Annotated in this window: 16 protein-coding genes; 8 read left to right on the top strand and 8 right to left on the bottom strand. The window is 72.0% G+C overall.

The window, feature by feature from the left end; all coding sequences use genetic code 11:
• Positions 1-65 precede the first annotated feature (65 nt).
• From tkt to pgl, 6 genes are all read left to right on the top strand, one after another.
• A complete protein-coding gene (tkt, locus tag ACFYPH_RS29145; RefSeq protein ID WP_355067608.1) occupies positions 66-2,204 on the top strand; it encodes a transketolase in 2,139 nt (712 codons plus the stop codon).
• Between the two features lie 15 nt (positions 2,205-2,219).
• Positions 2,220-3,395, top strand: coding sequence for a transaldolase (tal, locus tag ACFYPH_RS29150; protein ID WP_354860385.1), 1,176 nt, complete (start codon positions 2,220-2,222; stop codon positions 3,393-3,395).
• Between the two features lie 37 nt (positions 3,396-3,432).
• Positions 3,433-5,082 carry a glucose-6-phosphate isomerase gene (locus ACFYPH_RS29155; RefSeq protein ID WP_387186248.1) on the top strand — a complete coding sequence of 550 codons (1,650 nt, stop codon included), beginning with the start codon at positions 3,433-3,435 and terminating at the stop codon, positions 5,080-5,082.
• 63 nt (positions 5,083-5,145) lie between these two features.
• Complete coding sequence (gene zwf, locus ACFYPH_RS29160; RefSeq protein WP_354860403.1) at positions 5,146-6,696, top strand: glucose-6-phosphate dehydrogenase; 1,551 nt, start codon at positions 5,146-5,148, stop codon at positions 6,694-6,696.
• Positions 6,693-7,709, top strand: a complete 1,017-nt coding sequence (locus ACFYPH_RS29165; RefSeq protein WP_354860381.1) for a glucose-6-phosphate dehydrogenase assembly protein OpcA — start codon at positions 6,693-6,695, stop codon at positions 7,707-7,709. Before zwf ends, ACFYPH_RS29165 begins: the two co-directional genes overlap by 4 nt.
• Positions 7,710-7,843: 134 nt before the next feature.
• The gene (gene pgl / locus ACFYPH_RS29170) at positions 7,844-8,614 is read left to right on the top strand and encodes a 6-phosphogluconolactonase (RefSeq protein ID WP_387186251.1); all 771 of its coding nucleotides are present in this window, start codon (positions 7,844-7,846) and stop codon (positions 8,612-8,614) included.
• A 33-nt stretch (positions 8,615-8,647) separates the two neighbouring features.
• Here the strand turns inward: pgl and ACFYPH_RS29175 are convergent, their stop codons facing one another.
• The 8 genes from ACFYPH_RS29175 to rapZ all read right to left on the bottom strand — a co-directional run bounded on the left by ACFYPH_RS29175 (position 8,648) and on the right by rapZ (position 15,760).
• Positions 8,648-8,992 (bottom strand): RNA polymerase-binding protein RbpA, encoded by a 345-nt coding sequence (locus ACFYPH_RS29175; protein ID WP_354860378.1) that lies wholly within the window; start codon positions 8,990-8,992, stop codon positions 8,648-8,650.
• A 139-nt stretch (positions 8,993-9,131) separates the two neighbouring features.
• On the bottom strand, positions 9,132-9,392 hold the full coding sequence (gene secG, locus ACFYPH_RS29180; RefSeq protein ID WP_354860376.1) for a preprotein translocase subunit SecG: 261 nt from the start codon (positions 9,390-9,392) through the stop codon (positions 9,132-9,134).
• Positions 9,393-9,487: 95 nt separating this feature from the next.
• On the bottom strand, positions 9,488-10,279 hold the full coding sequence (gene tpiA, locus ACFYPH_RS29185; protein ID WP_354860375.1) for a triose-phosphate isomerase: 792 nt from the start codon (positions 10,277-10,279) through the stop codon (positions 9,488-9,490).
• A gap of 2 nt (positions 10,280-10,281) precedes the next feature.
• Complete coding sequence (locus tag ACFYPH_RS29190; RefSeq protein WP_354860373.1) at positions 10,282-11,505, bottom strand: phosphoglycerate kinase; 1,224 nt, start codon at positions 11,503-11,505, stop codon at positions 10,282-10,284.
• Positions 11,502-12,506 (bottom strand): type I glyceraldehyde-3-phosphate dehydrogenase, encoded by a 1,005-nt coding sequence (gene gap, locus ACFYPH_RS29195; protein ID WP_354860371.1) that lies wholly within the window; start codon positions 12,504-12,506, stop codon positions 11,502-11,504. Before gap ends, ACFYPH_RS29190 begins: the two co-directional genes overlap by 4 nt.
• A gap of 261 nt (positions 12,507-12,767) precedes the next feature.
• Entirely contained in the window at positions 12,768-13,748 is a 981-nt protein-coding gene (gene whiA / locus ACFYPH_RS29200; protein WP_354860370.1) for a DNA-binding protein WhiA, read from the bottom strand.
• 54 nt (positions 13,749-13,802) lie between these two features.
• The gene (locus tag ACFYPH_RS29205) at positions 13,803-14,858 is read right to left on the bottom strand and encodes a 2-phospho-L-lactate transferase CofD family protein (RefSeq protein ID WP_387186255.1); all 1,056 of its coding nucleotides are present in this window, start codon (positions 14,856-14,858) and stop codon (positions 13,803-13,805) included.
• The gene (gene rapZ, locus ACFYPH_RS29210) at positions 14,855-15,760 is read right to left on the bottom strand and encodes an RNase adapter RapZ (protein ID WP_234588457.1); all 906 of its coding nucleotides are present in this window, start codon (positions 15,758-15,760) and stop codon (positions 14,855-14,857) included. The genes ACFYPH_RS29205 and rapZ overlap by 4 nt, the downstream gene beginning before the upstream one ends.
• 210 nt (positions 15,761-15,970) lie before the next feature.
• Between rapZ and ACFYPH_RS29215 the strand changes: the two genes are divergently transcribed.
• Both ACFYPH_RS29215 and recQ read left to right on the top strand, forming a co-directional pair.
• Positions 15,971-16,267 carry a hypothetical protein gene (locus tag ACFYPH_RS29215; RefSeq protein ID WP_387186258.1) on the top strand — a complete coding sequence of 99 codons (297 nt, stop codon included), beginning with the start codon at positions 15,971-15,973 and terminating at the stop codon, positions 16,265-16,267.
• Positions 16,268-16,375: 108 nt separating this feature from the next.
• Positions 16,376-18,217 (top strand): DNA helicase RecQ, encoded by a 1,842-nt coding sequence (gene recQ, locus ACFYPH_RS29220; RefSeq protein ID WP_387186260.1) that lies wholly within the window; start codon positions 16,376-16,378, stop codon positions 18,215-18,217.
• Positions 18,218-18,377 lie beyond the last annotated feature (160 nt).

Consider the following 18,377-nt stretch of genomic DNA (forward strand, 5'->3'; position numbering starts at 1 on the left):
GTTTAGTCGCGCTCGATAGGGTCATCAGTGAGGGTTCCGCCCATCTGCCGAGGAGCACAACCATCGTGGCTGCCAACCGACCCGAGCACTCCGAACTCAACTGGTCCGACCTCGATCGCCGGGCTGTCGACACCGTCCGCGTCCTGGCCATGGATGCCGTCGAGAAATCCGGCAACGGCCACCCGGGCACCGCGATGAGCCTGGCGCCCGCGGCCTACCTCCTCTTCAACCGGGTCATGCGGCACAACCCGGCCGACCCGAACTGGCCCGGCCGGGACCGGTTCGTGCTCTCCGCCGGGCACTCCAGCCTGAGCCTCTACATCCAGCTGTTCCTCTCCGGCTACCCGCTGAGCCTGAACGACCTGAAGTCGCTGCGCCAGTGGGGCTCGCAGACCCCGGGTCACCCGGAGCACGGTCACACCCCGGGCGTGGAGACCACCACCGGCCCGCTCGGGCAGGGCCTGGGCAACGCGGTCGGCATGGCCATGGCGGCCCGTCGCGAGCGTGGCCTGTTCGACCCGGAGGCCGAGCCGGGCAGGTCGGTCTTCGACCACAACATCTGGTGCATCGTCTCCGACGGTGACATCGAGGAGGGCATCAGCCACGAGGCCAGCGCCCTCGCCGGGCACCAGCAGCTGGGCAACCTCACGGTGATCTACGACGACAACGAGATCTCGATCGAGGACGACACCCGCATCGCCAAGAGCGAGGACGTGGCGGCCCGCTACGAGGCGTACGGCTGGCACGTGCAGACCGTCGACTGGCGCAGCGGTGACGCCGACCAGGGTGACTACCACGAGGACGCCGAGGCGCTGTACCGCGCGCTGGTGGCCGCCAAGGCCGAGACCGGTCGTCCCTCCTTCATCGCGCTGCGCACCATCATCGGCTGGCCCGCGCCCAACAAGCAGAACACCGGCAAGATCCACGGCTCGGCGCTCGGCGCCGACGAGGTGAAGGCCACCAAGCGGATCCTCGGCTTCGACCCGGAGCAGACCTTCCAGGTCGACGAGGAGGTGCTCGGCCACGCCCGCACGGTGATGGGCCGCGGCGACAAGGCCGAGCAGGAGTGGACCGCCGCGTTCGACGCCTGGAAGAAGGCGAACCCGGAGCGCACGGCGCTCTACGAGCGGATGGCCGGCCGGGTGCTGCCGGACGGCTGGACCAAGGCGCTGCCGGTCTTCCCCGCCGACGCCAAGGGTGTTGCCACCCGGGCCGCCTCCGGCAAGGTGCTCGAGGCGCTCGCGCCGGTGCTGCCGGAGCTGTGGGGCGGTTCGGCCGACCTGGCCGAGAGCAACAACACCACCATGAAGGGCGAGCCGTCGTTCATCCCGGCCGCGCACGCCACCAAGGACTTCCCCGGCCACGAGTACGGCCGGACGCTGCACTTCGGCATCCGTGAGCACGCCATGGGCGCCATCCTCAACGGCATCGCGCTGCACGGCGGCACCCGCCCGTACGGCGGCACGTTCCTGGTGTTCAGCGACTACATGCGCCCGGCGGTGCGGCTGGCCGCGTTGATGAAGCTGCCGGTGACGTACGTCTGGACGCACGACTCGATCGGCCTGGGCGAGGACGGCCCGACCCACCAGCCGGTGGAGCACCTGACCGCGCTGCGCGCCATCCCGGGCCTGGACGTGGTCCGCCCGGCGGACGCGAACGAGACGGCGTGGGCCTGGCGGCAGGCGCTGGAGCACACCGACCGGCCGACCGCGCTGGCGCTGAGCCGCCAGCCGCTGCCGACCCTGGACCGGGATGTCCTGGGTGACGTGGCCGGCGTGGCCAAGGGTGGCTACGTGCTGGCCGAGGCGTCCAACGGCAAGCCCCAGGTGATCATCATCGGCACCGGCTCCGAGGTGCAGCTCGCCCTGACCGCCCGGGAGCGGCTGGAGGCCGACGGCACGCCGACCCGGGTCGTCTCGATGCCCTGCCAGGAGTGGTTCTACGAGCAGGATGAGGCATACCGGGAGTCGGTGCTCCCGCGTGGGGTAAAGGCACGGGTGAGCGTGGAGGCCGGGATCGCCATGTCCTGGCGCGGCATCGTCGGTGACCTCGGCGAGAGCGTCAGCCTGGAGCACTACGGGGCGAGCGCCCCGCACACCGTGCTCTTCGAGCAGTTCGGGTTCACCCCCGACCGGATCGTGGCGGCGGCACACGCCTCGCTGGCCCGGGTGGGCGACATCACCGGTTTCACGACCGGCAACTGAGGGAGCGTGGACGGCATGACGGACAAGCTGAATGAGCTCACCGCCGCGGGTGTGGCGGTGTGGCTCGATGATCTTTCCCGGGTACGTTTGAGCTCCGGCGGGCTGGACAAGCTCCGCCGTGAGAAGCACGTCGCGGGCGTCACCACCAACCCGACGATCTTCGCGAAGGCGTTGAGCGACGCCGACGAGTACAACTGGCAGTTGCGCGACCTGGCCATCCGTGGCGTGGACGTGGAAGAGGCCGTACGGATGCTCACCACGTACGACGTACGGTGGGCCTGCGACGTGATGCGCCCGTCGTACGACGGCAGCGCAGGCGTGGACGGCCGGGTCTCGATCGAGGTGGACCCGCGCAGCGCGCACGACGCGGACAAGACGGTCGCCGAGGCCAAGGCGCTGTGGTGGCTGGTCGACCGGCCCAACCTCTTCATCAAGATCCCGGCCACCGAGGAGGGCCTGTCGGCGATCACCGACACGCTCGCCGAGGGGATCAGCGTCAACGTGACGCTGATCTTCGGTCTGGACCGCTACTCGGCGGTCATGGAGGCTTTCCTGACCGGTCTGGAGCAGGCCAAGGCCAACGGGCACGACCTGTCGAAGATCGGCTCCGTCGCGTCGTTCTTCGTCTCCCGCGTCGACTCCGAGGTCGACAAGCGACTGGAGAAGATCGGCTCCGACCAGGCCAAGGCGCTGAAGGGCAAGGCCGCGATCGCCAACGCCCAGCTGGCGTACGAGCGCTACACCGAGGTCTTCTCCTCGGACCGCTGGAAGGCGCTCGAGGCCGCCGGAGCGCACCCGCAGCGGCCGCTGTGGGCCTCCACCTCGACGAAGAACCCGGACTACCGGGACGTGATCTACGTCGAGGAGCTGATCGCCCCCGGCACGGTCAACACCATGCCGGAGTCGGTCATCCACGCGTACGCCGATCACGGCGAGACGCGCGGCGACACCATCACCGGCGCCTACGACGCGGCCCGGAAGGTCTTCGCGGACCTGGAGTCGGTCGGGGTGGACATGGCCGACGTGATCGCCACCCTGGAGCGCGAGGGCGTGGAGAAGTTCGAGGCGAGCTGGCAGGAGCTGCTCGACGGCGTCCGCAAGTCGCTGGAGGCGGCCGGCAGCGGCAAGGGTGCTCCGAACAAGGCGGCCAAGGGCAACGCGAACGCCGCCGCGAAGGCGGGTGGCGCGTGAGCGAGCGAATCGGCACGCAGCGAAGCGGAGTGGCGGCATGAGCGATCTTCTTGCAGGGCCGGTGGAGGCAGCCGCCGGGCTCGCTGTGTACGGCGCGGACGCGGTCGACAAGTCCGCGCCCGCCTCGACCCGGGAGGCGCTGGTCAAGGCCGGCGTCCCCGGCAGGCTGGCCGCCAAGGACGCAAGCCTGTGGGGCCCGGACGCCGAGGCCGAGGCGAAGGTCCGGCTCGGCTGGGTGGACACCCACCGGCGCAGCCGGGAGCTGCTGGTGCAGCTCGCCGAGCTGACCGCGGAGCTGGCCGACCTGGACCACGTGGTGCTCGCCGGTATGGGCGGCTCGTCGCTCGCCCCCGAGGTGATCACGCGGACCCTGGGCCGGCCGTTGACCGTGCTGGACACCACCGACCCGGGCCAGGTCCGGGCGGCCCTGGGTGACCGGCTGGAGCGCACCGTGGTGGTCGTCGCCAGCAAGTCCGGCTCGACGGTGGAGACCGACAGCCACCGTCGCGCCTACTGGCAGGCGTTCCTGGACGCCGGGATGACCGAGGCGGAGGCCGGCCGGCACTTCGTCATCGTCACCGACCCGGGTTCGCCGCTGGAGGCCACCGCGGCCGAGATGGGCGCGTTCACCGTGCTCGCCGACCCGAACGTGGGCGGCCGGTACTCGGCGCTGACCGCGTTCGGGCTGGTGCCGTCCGCGCTGGCCGGTGTCGAGGTCGCCGAGCTGATCGACCAGGCCGACGCGTTGGCCGAGTCGCTCGGCTCCGACCGCGACAACCCGGCGCTGGCGCTGGGCGCCGCGTTGGGCGCCGCGGCCACGCTGGCCCGCGACAAGGTCGCCCTGGTGTCCGACGGCACCGGCATCGACGGCCTGGGTGACTGGGCCGAGCAGTTGATCGCCGAGTCGACCGGCAAGGCCGGGGTGGGCATCCTGCCCGTCGTGGTCGAGTCCCCGCAGAGCCCCGGCGCCACCGGGCCGGACGTGCTGACCGTCAGCTACGGCGGCGCGCTGGCCCCCGGTGACGTGCCGGGCGGCGGCGCCGACCCGGACGTGGCCGTCAACGGCCCGCTCGGCGCGCAGTTCCTGGCCTGGGAGTACGCCACCGCGGTGGCCGGCGTGGTGCTCGGCATCGACCCGTTCAACCAGCCGAACGTCACCGAGTCCAAGGAGAACACCAACAAGATCCTGGCCTCGGGCCTGCCGGTCCAGGCGCCGTCGTTCACCGAGGGCGCGATCGAGGTGTACGCGCCGCAGGGCGCGCCCGGTGACCTGGCCGGCGTGCTGCGCTGGCTGCTCGACGGTCTCGGCGACGACGGTTACCTGGCCGTCATGGCGTACCTGGACCGCTTCGCCGACGCCGACGCGGCCCGGCTGCGGCCGCTGCTGGCCGGCGCGTCCGGTCGGCCGGTCACCTTCGGCTGGGGGCCGCGGTTCCTGCACTCCACCGGCCAGTACCACAAGGGCGGCCCGCAGGTGGGCAGCTTCCTGCAGGTGACCGGCGCGGTCACCGAGGACCTGGCGGTGCCGGGCAAGCCGTACACCTTCGGTGAGTTGCAGGCGGCACAGGCCGCCGGCGACCGGCAGGCCCTCGCGGGTCGGAAGCGGCCGCTGCTGCGGCTGCACCTGACCGACCGGGCAACCGGCGTCGCCCAACTACTAGACGCGGCCGGTGAGCTGCGGGCGTGAGGATGGACGCTGTGACAGAAGCGGAAGCGAGGGAGCACCGTGAGCGCGAGGAGTGAACCGGGGTTGCGAGCCCCGGAGGCGCGAACCGAAGGTGGCTCGACGAACCCGCTACGCGACCCGCAGGACCGCCGGTTGCCCCGGATCCCCGAGCCGTGCGCTCTGGTGATCTTCGGGGTGACCGGCGACCTGGCCCGCAAGAAGCTGCTCCCGGCGGTCTACGACCTGGCGAACCGGGGCCTGCTGCCGCCCGGTTTCGTGGTGCTCGGCTTCGCCCGCCGCGACTGGGGTGACGGCGACTTCGAGACCCTCGCGTGCGAGGCGGCGAAGAAGCACGCCCGTACCCCGTGGCGGGACGAGGTGTGGGCGCGACTGGCCGGCAACATCAAGTTCGTCGGCGGGTCGTTCGACGACGACGCGGCCTTCGACCAGCTCGCCTCGACGCTGGACGACCTGCGGCAGAGTCACGGCATCGCCGGCAACGCGGCGTTCTACTTCTCCATCCCCCCGGCCGCGTTCCCCGTCGTGCTCAAGCAACTGGCCCGCACCGGGATGGCCGACAACGAGAAGTCCGGCGGTTGGCGCCGGGTGGTGGTGGAGAAGCCGTTCGGTAACGACCTGCCGTCGGCGAAGGCGCTCAACGACCTCGTCGACGACGTGTTCACCCGCCAGGACGTCTTCCGGATCGACCACTACCTGGGCAAGGAGACCGTCCAGAACATCCTGGCCCTGCGGTTCGCCAACAACCTGTTCGAGCCGCTGTGGAACTCGAAGTACGTCGACTCGGTGCAGATCACCATGGCCGAGGACGTCGGCATCGGCAGCCGGGCCGGCTTCTACGACACCGTCGGCACCGCCCGTGACGTGCTGCAGAACCACCTGCTCCAACTCCTGGCGCTGGTGGCCATGGAGGAGCCGACGAGCTTCGACGCCGACGAGATCCGCGCCGAGAAGCTGAAGGTGCTCAAGGCCATCACCCTGCCGAAGGACGTCGCCCGGGACACCGTCCGCGGCCAGTACCTGCCCGGCTGGGTCGGCGGCGAACGCGCGGTCGGTTACCGGGAGGAGCAGGGCGTACCCCCCGACTCCACCACGGAGACGTACGTGGCGGTGCGGCTCGGCATCCAGAACCGGCGCTGGGCCGAGGTGCCGTTCTACATCCGGGCCGGCAAGCGGCTGCCCCGGCGGGTCACCGAGGTCGCCATCATGTTCAAGAAGGCGCCGCACCTGCCGTTCAACGACGCCGACATGGAGTCGCTGGGCAACAACCAGCTCGTCATCCGGGTGCAGCCGGACGAGGGCGTGGTGCTCAAGTTCGGCTCGAAGGTGCCGGGCACCACCATGGAGGTCCGCGACATCGCGATGGACTTCCAGTACGGCGAGGCGTTCACGGAGTCCAGCCCGGAGGCGTACGAGCGGCTGGTGCTGGACGTGCTGATCGGGGACCGCACCCTGTTCCCGGACGCGGCCGAGGTCGAGCAGAGCTGGCAGGTGATCGACCCGCTGGAGCACGCCTGGGAGGGCACCACGCCGGAGCCGTACCGCGCCGGCGAGTGGGGGCCGCGGGCGGCCGACGAGATGCTGGCCCGCGAGGGCCGCGCTTGGAGAAGAGCATGATCGGGCTGTGGGACACCACCGGCAACGAGGTGGTCAAGGCGCTGGCTGCCGAGCGGCGCAGCGCCGGTGGTGTGGCCAGCGGCATGGCGCTCACCCTCATCGTGGTGGTGGACGAGAAGCGGGTCCGCGAGGCGGAGGCGGCGGCGACCATCGCCGCCGCCGCCCACCCGTGCCGGCTGGTGGTCGTGGTCCGCTCCGACATCGAGCGGGAACGCAACCGACTGGACGCGGAGATCGTGGTCGGTGGCCGACTCGGCCCCTGCGAGGCGGTGGTCACCCGGTTGTACGGGCGGCTCGCCCTGCACGCGGAGTCGGTGGTGATGCCGCTGCTGGTGCCGGACGTGCCGGTGGTCACCTGGTGGCACGGCGAACCGCCGGCGGAGATCGCCACCGACTTCCTCGGGGTGGTCGCCGACCGGAGGATCACCGACACCGCGCAGGCCACGGACCCGGTGGAGGCGCTGCGGCAGCGCGCCCGGGACTACGCCCCGGGTGACACCGACCTGGCGTGGACCCGGATCACCCCGTGGCGGACCCTGGTCGCCGGGGCGTTCGACACCACCGAGGCGAAGGTCACCGAGGCGACCGTCGTCGCGCCGCCCACCGACCCGACGGCGGCGCTGATGGTCGGCTGGCTGTCCAGCCGGCTGGGCATCACCCCGCGCCGGGTCGACACCAACGAGTTCCCCCGGATGCGGGAGGTGCAGTTGACCTGCGCCAACGGCGACCGCCTGACGCTGACCCGCGAGGACAGCCTGGCGGTGTTCCGGCGGACCGGTCAGGACGACCGGGCCCTGCCGCTGGTCCGTCGGCCGCTCGGCGACGAGTTGGCCGAGGAGCTGCGCCGGCTGGACGCGGACCAGGTGTACGCGGAGGCGCTGGGCGCGACCGCCGGGCTGCGGGGTCTGGAACAGCGCCCCCCGCAGCGGGTGCACGTCTGGAAGGATCCGGCCACGGCCCAGCGCGCCGAGGCCGGGGTCACCGCGCACACCGGCACGAGCGGCGAGAGCTGAGCCGGAACGTCCGCAGCACGACGAACGGGAGGGCCGGGATGGTTCCGGCCCTCCACCGGAGCACCTCTGGGCGTACCGGCCCGGAGACGACGCGACAGCGACCGCCCAGCGGTCGGGAAACGAAGGCACAACCCATGAGTGAGGCGAGTGTCGCCGTCCACGCCGACGCCGACCTGCTGGCGCAGGCCGTGGCGGCCCGGCTGCTGGTGAAGTTGCTCGACGCCCAGGCCGACCGGGGCGAGGCCGCGATGGTGCTCACCGGTGGGCGCGTCGCCGCGGCCGTGTACCGGGCGGTGGCGCAGTTGCCGGCCCGCGACGCGGTGGACTGGTCCCGGGTCGACGTGTGGTGGGGTGACGAGCGGTTCCTGCCCGCCGGCGACCCGGAGCGCAACGAGACCCAGGCCCGCGCCGCCCTGCTGGACGTGGTGCCGCTGGACCCGGCCCGGGTGCATCCCATGCCGGCCTCCGACGGCCCGGCCGGCAACGACCCCGAGGCGGCCGCCGCCGCGTACGCCGACGAGTTGGCCCGCGCCGCCCGGCCGGGGCACGCCGCGCTGCCGCACTTCGACGTGCTGATGCTGGGTGTCGGCGAGGACGGGCACGTCGCGTCGGTCTTCCCCGGGCACCCGGTGCACTACGAGACGCGGCCGGTCAGCGCGGTGCGGGGCAGCCCGAAGCCGCCGCCGGTGCGGACCACGCTCACCCTGTCGGCGATCAACACCGCCGAGGAGGTCTGGCTGGTGGCCGGCGGCGCCGACAAGGCACGTGCGGTGGGCATCGCGCTGGCCGGCGCCGGCCCGGTGCAGCTGCCGGCCGCCGGGGTGCACGGCGTGGACCGTACCCGCTGGCTGCTGGACCGCGCGGCGGCCGCTGACGTGCCCGCCCGGCTGCGTAGCCTGCGCTGAACGACGGGAAGGGCCCCCACGCGGGGCCCTTGCCTAACTTTCGCCCCGGCGGCGGCGCAGCGCGGCGAGCGCCTCCGCCAGCAGCGCCTCGCCCTCCTCGGCGGTACGCCGCTCCTTCACGTACGCCAGGTGGCTCTTGTAGGGCTCGGCGCGGACCCGTCCGGGCGGGTTCTGCGCGTCCAGACCGGCGGGGAGCCCGCAGCGGGGGCAGTCCCACAGCGGCGGCGCCGTGGCGTCGGCCGCGATCCGGATGTCGGTCTGGTGGTCGTTGCGACACCAGTAGGTGACGTCCTGTCGGGGTGCGGGTTGGTGCCGCTCGTCCGGGCGCATGGGTGCGGACCCGACGCGGGCGCCGCGGATGACGTTGCCACTGGGCACGGCTGCTCGCTCCTGTCGTCGGAGGGGACCCGCCGCCGTCGGGGATGGGCGGCGGGCGACGCGGTGCAGCGGAGAAAAGACTGCGCGCGGCCCGTCGAGTGACGGACCGCGCGCAGATTGTACGACTTCGCGGGCCTGCTCAGGAGCCGCTGTTCAACTGGAGACGGAGCCAGAGCCCCAGCCCGACGATCGCCGCGAACCAGACGACACCCACCAGAACGGTGTAACGGTCCAGGTTCTTCTCGGCCACCGAGGAGCCGGCGAGGCTGGAGCTGACGCCACCGCCGAACATGCTCGACAACCCGCCACCCTTACCGCGGTGCAGCAGGATGAGCATGGTGAGCAGGATGCTCGTGATGACCAGCAACACGATCAACGTGTATGCGAACCAGATCGGCATGGCTGGGGGGAGTCCTCTCGTAGCGATCCTCGCCCGGACAGGTCGGGCACGGTGGCACCGGCCGGTGGACGGGCGGTGTCCAGGATAGCGAGCGATCAGCGAGCGATGTGCTCGGGGAACCGGCAGATCTGCGCGAATTCTTCCGCGTCCAGGCTGGCGCCGCCCACCAGGCCCCCGTCCACGTCCGGCTGAGCCATGATCGAGGCGACGTTGGACGCCTTGACCGACCCGCCGTAGAGGATCCGAACCGCGTCGGCGGTCTCGGCGTCGAAGCGCTCCGCCAGCCGCTGGCGGACCGCACCGCAGACCTCCTGGGCGTCCTCGGGCGTCGCGGTCTTGCCAGTGCCGATCGCCCAGACCGGCTCGTACGCGATGACGACCTGGCGCACCTGCTCGGCGGTGAGCCCGGCGAGGCCCCCGTCGAGCTGGTCGGCGCAGTGCGCCACGTGGGTGCCCTGCTCGCGGATGTCCAGCCCCTCCCCCACGCAGAGGATCGGGGTCAGGCCGTGCGTGAGCGCCGCCTTCACCTTCGCGTTGACCAACCCGTCGTCCTCGTGGTGGTAGGCCCGCCGCTCGGAGTGCCCGACCACCACGTACGTGCAGCCGAGCTTGGCGAGCATCACGCCGGAGATGTCCCCGGTGTACGCGCCCGCCGTGTGCGGGGAGAGGTCCTGCCCGCCGTAGCCGATCAGCAGCTTGTCGCCGTCCACCGCCGTCTGCACGGTGCGCAGGGCGGTGAACGGCGGCAGCACGACCGTCTCGACCTCGGTGAGCTGCTTCTCGGTGAGGCTCGCGGCCAGCTTCTGCACGAGCAGGTTGGCCTCGAGGTGGTTGAGGTTCATCTTCCAGTTGCCGGCCATCAACGGCCGGCGGGTCGTGCTCGCCATGCTCAGTTCTCCAGGGCCGCGATGCCGGGGAGGGTCTTGCCCTCCAGGTACTCCAGGGAGGCGCCACCGCCGGTGGAGATGTGCCCGAACGCCTTCTCATCCAGGCCGAGGAGCCGGATCGCGGCCGCCGAGTCACCGCCGCCGACCACGCTGAACGCGTCGGAATCGGCGATGGCCTCGGCGACGCCCCGGGTGCCCGCGGCGAAGGGCGCCATCTCGAACACGCCCATCGGCCCGTTCCAGAAGATCGTCCGCGCGTTCCCGGGATCTCCACACGCGGAGGTCTTCAGGGCGGCGGCGAAGCCGGCGACCGTTTCCGGGCCGATGTCCAGCCCGATCCGGTGGCTCGGGATGCCGTCCGCCGGGAAGACGTCGTGATCGGCGTCCGGGGAGAAGGCGGTCGCGGCCACCACGTCGACCGGCAGCATGATCTTGCCCTCGGAGCGCTCCAGGAGGTTGCGGCAGGTCTCCACCATCTCCTCCTCCAGCAGCGAGGTGCCCACCTCGTGGCCCTGGGCCTTGAGGAAGGTGAAGCACATCCCGCCGCCGATGAGCAGCCGGTCGACCTTCGGCAGCAGCGCCTCGATCACCGCCAGCTTGTCGGAGACCTTGGAACCGCCCAGCACCACCACGTACGGGCGCTCCGGGTCGCCGGCCAGCTTGCCGAGCACCTCGACCTCGCGCAGCACCAGCCGGCCGGCCACGTGCGGCAGCCGCGCCGGCACGTCGTACACGCTGGCGTGCTTGCGGTGCACGGCGCCGAACGCGTCGTCGACGTACGCGTCGCCGAACGCGGCGAGCTGGTCGGCGAAGGCGCCCCGCTCGGCCTCGTCCTTGCTGGTCTCACCGGCGTTGAAACGCAGGTTCTCCAGCAGGGCGACCTGGCCGTCGGCCAGGCCCGCGACGGTGGAGCGGGCCGAGTCGCCGACCGTGTCGGTGGCGAAGTGCACCGGAGCGCCGAGCAGCTCACCGAGCCGCCCGGCGACCGGGCTCAGGCTGAACTGCGGGTCCGGCGTGCCCTTCGGGCGGCCCAGGTGCGAGCAGACGACCACCTTCGCGCCGGCCTCGACCAGCGCGCCGAGCGTCGGCAGCACCGCGCGGATGCGTCCGTCATCAGTGATCGCACCGGTCTGCTTGTCGAGCGGGACGTTCAGGTCGGCGCGCACCAGCACGCGCCGACCCGACACCCCCTCGGCGAGCAGGTCGTCGAGGGTCCGGATGCTCACAGCGACGAACCGACCAGCTTGACCAGGTCGACCAGGCGGTTGGAGTAGCCCCACTCGTTGTCGTACCAGCCGACGACCTTGACCTGGTTGCCGACGACCTTGGTCAGCGGCGCGTCGAAGATGCACGACGCCGGGTCGGTGACGATGTCGGTGGAGACGATCGGGTCCTCGTTGTAGACGAGGATGCCCTTGAGCGGGCCGTCCGCGGCGGCCTTCAGCGCGGCGTTGACCTCGTCCACGGTGGTCTCACGACCCACGGTGACGGTGAGGTCGGTGACCGAGCCGGTCGGGATCGGCACCCGCAGCGCGTACCCGTCGAGCTTGCCCTTCAGGTCCGGCAGCACCAGGCCGATGGCCTTCGCGGCACCGGTCGAGGTCGGCACGATGTTCAGCGCGGCGGCCCGGGCGCGGCGCAGGTCGGAGTGCGGGGCGTCCTGCAGGTTCTGGTCCTGGGTGTACGCGTGGATCGTCGTCATCAGACCGTGCTGGATGCCGAACGTGTCGTGCAGGACCTTCGCCATCGGCGCGAGGCAGTTGGTGGTGCACGAGGCGTTGGAGATGATGGTGTGCTTCGCCGGGTCGTAGGTGTCGTGGTTGACACCCATGACGACGGTGACGTCCTCGTTCTTCGCCGGAGCGGAGATGATGACCTTCTTGGCGCCGCCGTCGACGTGCGCCTTGGCCTTGGTGGCGTCGGTGAAGAAGCCGGTCGACTCGATGACGACGTCCGCGCCGACCTCACCCCACGGCAGCGCCGCCGGGTCCTTCTCGGCGTACGCCTTGATGGTCTTGCCACCGACGGTGATCTCGTCGGCGGTGGCCTTGACCTCGAACGGCAGGCGACCGAGGATGCTGTCGTACTTGAGCAGGTGGGCGAGCGTGCCGTTGTCGGTCAGGTCGTTCACCGCCACGACCTCGATGTCGGCGTCGGACGCCAGCACTGCCCGGAAGAAGTTCCGGCCGATTCGGCCGAAGCCGTTGATGCCAACCCGGATGGTCACAGGTCCCATCTCCTCGCGTTCTGGTCTGCCGGCTTCAGACAACGGGCCGGCGGAGTGGTGTGCGCCGACCGTTGGAGCCGGCCGTTGACGGTTCGTCTCGGCACCCCGCCGCGGTCTGAGGACCTGACCGCCCGAGGCGGTAAGCACGACGAGGAGTGCCCGTGTCGGCCCCCTTGCCGTACTCAGCGACCTTATCCGAGCGCGTGAGACCACGCCGCGCCGGGTCGTGCTCCCGGCGCACCGTACGGCCCCACCGTCCTATCAGACCACGAGCATGTCGGGCGTGACGGCCGCTTCGGTATCCGGGATGCCGAGGTCCCGGGCCCGCTTGTCGGCCAGCGCCAGCAGACGGCGGATCCGTCCGGCGATGGCGTCCTTGGTCAGCGGAGGCTCGGCCAGCGCGCCCAGCTCCTCCAGCGACGCCTGCCGGTGCTCCAGGCGCAGCCGCCCGGCGTCGGTCAGGTGGTTGGGCGCCTCCTCGGCCAGGATCTCCAGCGCCCGGGTCACCCGGGCGGCGGCGGCGACGGCGGCGCGCGCCGAGCGGCGCAGATTGGCGTCGTCGAAGTTGGCCAGCCGGTTGGCGGTGGCCCGCACCTCGCGGCGGACCCGACGCTCCTCCCAGGCCAGCACGCTGGAGTGCGCGCCGATGCGGGTGAGCAGCGCCGCGATCGCGTCGCCGTCCTTGACCACCACCCGGTCCACCCCGCGCACCTCGCGGTTCTTCGCGGTGATGCCGATCCGCCGGGCCGCGCCGACCAGCGCCAGCGCCGACTCCGGCCCCGGGCAGGTGATCTCCAGCGCGCTGGAGCGGCCGGGCTCGGTGAGCGAGCCGTGCGCCATGAACGCGCCCCGCCATGCCGAGACCGCGCAGCAGACGTTGGCCGCCACCACGTGCGGAGGCAGCCCGCGCACCGGCCGGCCGCGCACGTCCAGCAGGCCGGTCTGCCGTGCGAGCGCCTCACCGTCCTTGACCACGCGGACGATGAAGTGGCTGCCCTTGCGCAGCCCACCGGACGCCAGCACGTGGATCTCGCTGGGGTAGCCGTAGACCTCGGCGATCTCCCGGCGCAACCGACGCGCCACCGCGCCGGTGTCCAGCTCAGCCTCCACCACCACCCGGCCGGAGACGATGTGCAGCCCGCCGGCGAAGCGCAGCAGCGCCGCCATCTCCGCCCGCCGACAGCAGGGCTTGGGCACGTCGACCCGACTCAGCTCGTCCTTGACCGCAGCCGTCATCGCCATTGTGCGTCCCCTCACGGACCTGTTCCGGCGTGTCGCCGGAGATTACGTACGTGTCTAACGATCGGCGCCCAGGACAGGCACCAGCGCGGCGCCCAGGGCAGCCGGATCATGGCGGGGAGTGCCGTCGATGACGGCGACGGGGGCGAGGACCAGGCGGGCACCCAGCGATTCTGCCGCACGTTCGACCGGTTCAGGGTCACCCACCGCCTTGGCGTCCGCGAGCACGAGATCAACCTTGAGCTCGGGCAGGTACCAGCGCAACGCCGCCAGATGATCGGCGACCGAGAGGCCGAGGGTCTCCTTCTCCGCGGCCAGGTTCAGCGTGACCAGCCGCCGGGCCGAGCTGGACACGATCGCGTCGGCCAGCTGCGGCACCAGCAGGTGCGGCAGCACACTCGTGTACCAGCTGCCCGGCCCGAAGATCAACCAGTCCGCCGCGCCGATCGCCGCCAGGGCCTCGGCGCAGGCCGCCGGGGCGGCCGGGGTGAGGCGCAGCGACTCGACCCGCCCGGTGGTGACCGCCACCTGGTGCTGACCGCGTACGGTGCGCACCTCGTCGGGGGCGCTCGGGTCGGCGCCGCGCACCCGCGCCTCGATGCCGACCGGCTGGCGCGACATCGGCAGGACCCGGCCGACCGTGCCGAGCATGGCCCCGGCGTGTTCCAGCGCGGCCACCGGGTCGCCGAGCAGCTCCATGAGACCGCAGAGCACCAGGTTGCCCACCGCGTGCCCGGCCAGGCCGTCGGTGCGCGCCGTCGTCGGGTCCGCGCCGCGCGGCTCCGGGCCGCCCGCCGCCGCCGGGTCCGCGTCGGTCCCGCCGTCCGGGGGTACGCCGAGCGCCGGCACGGCGGCGAAGCGGTGCTGGAACAGCCCGGCGCTGCGTCGCGTGGCGGGGTGGTCTCCGGCGAGCGCCACCAGCGCCTGGCGCAGGTCACCCGGGGGCAGGCCGCCCCGTTCGGCGCGCAGCCGGCCGCTGGAACCGCCGTCGTCACCGACCGTGACCACCGCGGTGATGTCCAGGTCGAGTTCGGGGGCGCAGTGACGCAACGCGCGCAGCGACGCGGACAACCCGTGCCCTCCGCCGAACGCGACCACCCGACGCGCCGTCATTCCCGCCCCAGGTCGCGGTGCTGCGCGTTGGCGGCCAGCCCCGACTGGCGCAGCCGACCGGCCAGCTCCTCGGCGATGGCCACGCTGCGGTGTTTGCCGCCGGTGCAGCCCACGGCGACCGTCAGGTACCGCTTGCCCTCCCGCTCGAACCCGGTGGTGGTGGCGTTGACCAGGTCGGCGTACGAGGCGACGAAGGCGTCCGCGCCCTCCTGACCCAGCACGTACGCGCTGACCGCCTCCTCCCGCCCGGTGTGCTCGCGCAGCTCGGGCACCCAGTACGGGTTGGGCAGGAACCGGGCGTCCAGCACGAAGTCGGCGTCCGGCGGCAGGCCGTACTTGAAGCCGAACGACAGCACGGTGACCCGCAGCCGGCGGGCGTCCTCGCCGCCGAACAGCTCCTCGATGCGCCGGCGCAGCTGGTTGACGTTCAGGTGGCTGGTGTCGATGATCACGTCGGCCTGGTCGCGGGCCTCCTCCAACAGCCCGCGCTCCACGGCGATGCCGTCGGCCAGCCGCCCGTCGCCCTGCAACGGGTGCGAACGCCGAACGCTCTCGAAACGCCGGATCAGCACCTCGTCGTCGGCGTCGACGAACACCACCCGCGGCGAGAAGCCCCGCTCCTTCAGCTCGCGGATCGCCCCGGCCAGGTCGGTGGAGAAGGCCCGCGAGCGCACGTCCAGGACCATGGCCGTACGCCGGGCCGCGCCGCCGGCCTTGAACGCCAGCTCGGCCATGTCGAGCATGAGCGCCTGTGGCAGGTTGTCCACGACGTAGTAGCCGACGTTCTCCAACGCCCGGGCGACGGTGCTGCGACCACCACCGGACAGCCCGGTGACCACCACCAGGGTGGTCTCCGACTCGGCCGCCGGCTGCCCGTCACCGGCTGTGTGCGCCTCGCTCACCCGTACCCCCAAGCCGTGGCGCCGCGGCCGCCATCGGCCGCGATTGGTCAATCAGCGACTCTATCCCGCCGGCCGGCGTCGGGTCGGGCGCGTCCGCACCCGGGACCGCGGGTCGCCCTCCCGACAGCCTCCGCCCTTGATAACGATCAGTAATCATCTATACGCTCCTCGTGATCGCCGCAGGTCAAGGCCGACATCTGGGAGGGTGCGATGCACGATCTGGCGGACAAGAACAAGTACGTCGGTTTCCTGTTCATGCGGATCAGTCCGGAGTATTTCGCCCTCGGCCGGGAGGGCATCCACGAGGTCTCCGCCGAGCACGCACGGGATCTGGGCCGCTTCGCCAAGCAGCTCACCCACGTCGTCTGCACCGGGGTCAACGGGAAGTACGACCAGGTGACGATGGTGGAGGCCGACACCCTCGAGGAGATCAACGCCGCGGCCACCGCGTTCCGGATGGGGCCAAGGCCCGCTACATCGAGATCGTCGACATCGTCGTCGGGATGAAGGCCCCGCCGCGCGGCCTGGCCAACCGGCCCAGCTGACCGCACGCTCGTCCGGTGTGCCCGGGTGCGCCGGGCGAGCGGTGTCGGGGTCGACTCGTAGACTCCGCGAATGGCTTCCCCCACCGACCTGCGTACCGAGGACGCGCTGCCGGTGCTGCGCCGGGTGTTCGGCTACGACGCCTTCCGCGGCTTCCAGCAGCAGGTCATCGACCATGTCGTCGCCGGTGGCGACGCGCTGGTGCTGATGCCCACCGGTGGCGGCAAGTCGCTGTGCTACCAGATCCCGGCCCTGGTCCGCGACGGTGTCGCGGTCGTCGTCTCCCCGCTGATCGCGCTCATGCAGGACCAGGTGGACGCGCTCACCGCGGTCGGTGTCCGCGCCGGCTTCCTCAACTCCACCCAGACCCTGGACGCCCGGCGGCGGGTGGAGGCCGCGTTCGTCGCCGGCGAACTGGACCTGCTCTACCTGGCGCCCGAGGCGCTCGGCGTCCGGTCCACCCTCGCCCTGCTGGACCGGGGGCGCATCTCCCTGTTCGCGATCGACGAGGCGCACTGCGTGTCCCAGTGGGGGCACGACTTCCGACCCGACTACCTGGCGCTGTCGATGCTGCACGAGCGCTGGCCGCAGGTCCCCCGCATCGCGCTGACCGCCACCGCGACGAGCGCCACCCGCACCGAGATCGCCAGCCGGCTGGCGCTCGACGACGCGCGGCACTTCGTGGCCAGCTTCGACCGGCCCAACATCCAGTACCGGATCGTGCCCAAGCGGGAGCCCCGCAAGCAGCTGCTGGCCCTGCTGCGCGACGAGCACCCCGGCGACGCCGGCATCGTCTACTGCCTGTCGCGCGCCTCGGTGGACAAGACCGCCGAGTTCCTCGTCGCCAACGGCGTCGCCGCGCTGCCGTACCACGCCGGTCTGGACGCGGCCACCCGCGCCGCCAACCAGCAACGTTTCCTCCGCGAGGACGGCCTGGTCATGGTGGCCACCATCGCCTTCGGCATGGGCATCGACAAGCCCGACGTGCGCTTCGTCGCCCACCTCGACCTGCCCAAGTCCGTCGAGGGCTACTACCAGGAGACCGGCCGCGCCGGCCGCGACGGGCTGCCGTCCACCGCATGGCTGGCGTACGGCCTGCAGGACGTGGTCCAGCAGCGCAAGATGATCGAGACGTCCGACGGCGACCTCGCGCACCGGCGCAACCTCGCCGCACACCTGGACGCGATGCTCGCGCTCTGCGAGACGGTCCGCTGCCGACGGGTGCAGCTGCTCGAGTACTTCGGCGAGACGACCCCGACGGCCTGCGGCAACTGCGACACCTGCCTCAACCCACCGGAGCCGTGGGACGGCACCGTGGCCGCCCAGAAGCTGCTCTCCGCCGTGTTCCGCCTCGACCGCGAGCGCAACCAGCGGTTCGGCGCCGGGCACTGCATCGACATCCTGCTCGGCAAGCAGACCGACAAGATCAGCCAGTACGGTCACGACTCGCTTACCGTCTTCGGCATCGGCACGGAGTTGAGCGAGGCCGAGTGGCGGGGCGTGGTCCGGCAACTCCTCGCCGAGGGGCTGCTCGCCGTGGAGGGCGACTACGGCACCCTCGCGCTGACCGAGGCCAGCGCCGACGTGCTGGGCCGCCGCCGCACCGTCACGATGCGCCGCGAGCCGGAGCGGCCCGCGTCGAGCCGGTCGTCGAAGCCGCGCGGGGCGGCCACCGTCGTCGCCGAGCTCACCCCGGCGGCCGCGTCGGTCTTCGAGCGGCTGCGCGCCTGGCGGGCGGCCACCGCCAAGGAGCAGGGCGTCCCGGCGTACGTCATCTTCCACGACGCCACCCTCCGGCAGATCGCAGGTGACGCGCCCACCTCGCTGGCCGAGCTGTCGCGGGTCGGCGGGGTCGGCGAGAACAAGCTCGCCAAGTACGGCGAGCAGATCCTGGCCGTCCTCGCGACCGACTGACTGCATGCCGAAAGGGCCGGGCCCCGTGGTGGGGTCCGGCCCTTGTCGGTGGTGGTGCTGGGTGGGGTGGTGCTGGGGTGGGGTCAGCTGGTGGCGTAGCCGCGGGTGGCGATCCAGTCGGCGAGGTGCTCGACGGTGATGTCGTAGGAGGCGGTGTTCG

The organism is Micromonospora sp. NPDC005252, from assembly GCF_042872475.1.
Lineage (GTDB): Bacteria > Actinomycetota > Actinomycetes > Mycobacteriales > Micromonosporaceae > Micromonospora.

What these genes read in the sequence shown, in the direction of transcription:
- tal (WP_354860385.1), top strand. Translation starts at nt 2,220, where the DNA reads ATGACGGACAAGCTGAATGAGCTCACCGCCGCGGGTGTGGCGGTGTGG.
- ACFYPH_RS29155 (WP_387186248.1), top strand. Translation starts at nt 3,433, where the DNA reads ATGAGCGATCTTCTTGCAGGGCCGGTGGAGGCAGCCGCCGGGCTCGCT.
- ACFYPH_RS29165 (WP_354860381.1), top strand. Translation starts at nt 6,693, where the DNA reads ATGATCGGGCTGTGGGACACCACCGGCAACGAGGTGGTCAAGGCGCTG.
- pgl (WP_387186251.1), top strand. Translation starts at nt 7,844, where the DNA reads ATGAGTGAGGCGAGTGTCGCCGTCCACGCCGACGCCGACCTGCTGGCG.
- secG (WP_354860376.1), bottom strand. Translation starts at nt 9,392, where the DNA reads ATGCCGATCTGGTTCGCATACACGTTGATCGTGTTGCTGGTCATCACG.
- tpiA (WP_354860375.1), bottom strand. Translation starts at nt 10,279, where the DNA reads ATGGCGAGCACGACCCGCCGGCCGTTGATGGCCGGCAACTGGAAGATG.
- whiA (WP_354860370.1), bottom strand. Translation starts at nt 13,748, where the DNA reads ATGGCGATGACGGCTGCGGTCAAGGACGAGCTGAGTCGGGTCGACGTG.
- ACFYPH_RS29205 (WP_387186255.1), bottom strand. Translation starts at nt 14,858, where the DNA reads ATGACGGCGCGTCGGGTGGTCGCGTTCGGCGGAGGGCACGGGTTGTCC.
- ACFYPH_RS29215 (WP_387186258.1), top strand. Translation starts at nt 15,971, where the DNA reads ATGCACGATCTGGCGGACAAGAACAAGTACGTCGGTTTCCTGTTCATG.
- recQ (WP_387186260.1), top strand. Translation starts at nt 16,376, where the DNA reads ATGGCTTCCCCCACCGACCTGCGTACCGAGGACGCGCTGCCGGTGCTG.